This window comes from Psychrobacter sp. NPDC078929 (assembly GCF_050267985.1).
GTDB lineage: Bacteria > Pseudomonadota > Gammaproteobacteria > Pseudomonadales > Moraxellaceae > Psychrobacter.
Genome location: NZ_JBNNFX010000044.1, coordinates 1 through 2,051, shown reverse-complemented (window position 1 = coordinate 2,051; position 2,051 = coordinate 1). Strand labels below are relative to the sequence as shown.

Annotated in this window: 2 tRNA genes and 1 rRNA gene; all 3 read right to left on the bottom strand. The window is 49.4% G+C overall.

Annotated elements, in window-relative coordinates:
* Positions 1-21: 21 nt before the first annotated feature.
* Positions 22-97, bottom strand: a tRNA-Ala gene (locus ACQKCG_RS13685).
* A 9-nt stretch (positions 98-106) separates the two neighbouring features.
* Positions 107-183 (bottom strand) — tRNA-Ile (locus ACQKCG_RS13680).
* A gap of 75 nt (positions 184-258) precedes the next feature.
* Positions 259-1,797 (bottom strand): 16S ribosomal RNA (locus tag ACQKCG_RS13675).
* Positions 1,798-2,051 lie beyond the last annotated feature (254 nt).

The following is a 2,051-nucleotide window of genomic DNA, read 5'->3' as shown; positions in this document are numbered from 1 at the left end:
CTTACTTAACCGTCTTAGTAGTGGTGGAGCCAAACGGAGTCGAACCGTTGACCTCCTGCGTGCAAGGCAGGCGCTCTACCAACTGAGCTATGGCCCCATTGTAAAATGGTGGGTCTAGGTGGACTTGAACCACCGACCCCCGCGTTATCAACACGGTGCTCTAACCAGCTGAGCTACAGACCCTAATACGTTTGTTAAAAACGTAAGCTTAAACTAAAGAACAACTTGTTGTGAATTCTTGCTGACCGAATGCGTCTATAAGGAGGTGATCCAGCCGCAGGTTCCCCTACGGCTACCTTGTTACGACTTCACCCCAGTCATCAACCACACCGTGGTGAACGCCTCCCCGAAGGTTAAGCTATCCACTTCTGGTGCAATCAACTCCCATGGTGTGACGGGCGGTGTGTACAAGGCCCGGGAACGTATTCACCGCGGCATTCTGATCCGCGATTACTAGCGATTCCTACTTCATGGAGTCGAGTTGCAGACTCCAATCTGGACTACGATAGGCTTTTTGAGATTCGCATCACATCGCTGTGTAGCTGCCCTCTGTACCTACCATTGTAGCACGTGTGTAGCCCTGGTCGTAAGGGCCATGATGACTTGACGTCGTCCCCGCCTTCCTCCAGTTTGTCACTGGCAGTATCCTTAGAGTTCCCGGCTTAACCCGCTGGTAACTAAGGACAAGGGTTGCGCTCGTTGCGGGACTTAACCCAACATCTCACGACACGAGCTGACGACAGCCATGCAGCACCTGTATTCTAATTCCCGAAGGCACTCCCGCATCTCTGCAGGATTCTAGATATGTCAAGACCAGGTAAGGTTCTTCGCGTTGCATCGAATTAAACCACATGCTCCACCGCTTGTGCGGGCCCCCGTCAATTCATTTGAGTTTTAACCTTGCGGCCGTACTCCCCAGGCGGTCTACTTATTGCGTTAGCTGCGTCACTAAGTCCTCAAGGGACCCAACGACTAGTAGACATCGTTTACGGCGTGGACTACCAGGGTATCTAATCCTGTTTGCTACCCACGCTTTCGAGCCTCAGTGTCAGTATGATGCCAGGAAGCTGCCTTCGCCATCGGTATTCCTTCAGATCTCTACGCATTTCACCGCTACACCTGAAATTCTACTTCCCTCTCACCTACTCTAGCCTAACAGTTTCAGATGCAGTTCCCAGGTTAAGCCCGGGGATTTCACATCTGACTTATCAAGCCACCTACGCTCGCTTTACGCCCAGTAATTCCGATTAACGCTTGCACCCTCTGTATTACCGCGGCTGCTGGCACAGAGTTAGCCGGTGCTTATTCTGCAGCTAATGTCATCGTCTCCGGGTATTAACCGAAGAGTCTTCTTCACTGCTTAAAGTGCTTTACAACCAAAAGGCCTTCTTCACACACGCGGCATGGCTGGATCAGGGTTTCCCCCATTGTCCAATATTCCCCACTGCTGCCTCCCGTAGGAGTCCGGGCCGTGTCTCAGTCCCGGTGTGGCTGATCATCCTCTCAGACCAGCTACAGATCGTCGCCATGGTAGGCCTTTACCCCACCATCTAGCTAATCCGACTTAGGCTCATCTAATAGCGAGAGCAGTAAACTGCCCCCTTTCTCCCGTAGGTCGTATGCGGTATTAATACGAGTTTCCCCGTGCTATCCCCCACTACTAGGTAGATTCCTAAGTATTACTCACCCGTCCGCCGCTCGACGCCTGGTAGCAAGCTACCATCGTTTCCGCTCGACTTGCATGTGTTAAGCCTGCCGCCAGCGTTCAATCTGAGCCATGATCAAACTCTTCAGTTTAATCTTGCTATGAAGCTCTTTAAAGAAGCTTCTAAACTTGGCTCATCTAATCTGGCAAAATCGCTAAAAATTATGTTCGTAATGAATTAACTTTGAGTTTTTCTGCTGTCTTAAATGATAATTTTTATAGTTAATAATCTTCCCGAAAAGAAAAGATAGTCAACTTTATTTTTTAGCATTCTGAATCAGCAAAAATCCACACAAGTTGTTCTTTAGTTATGCTTTTAAATAATGTCTGACACTGTCGTCCAGTG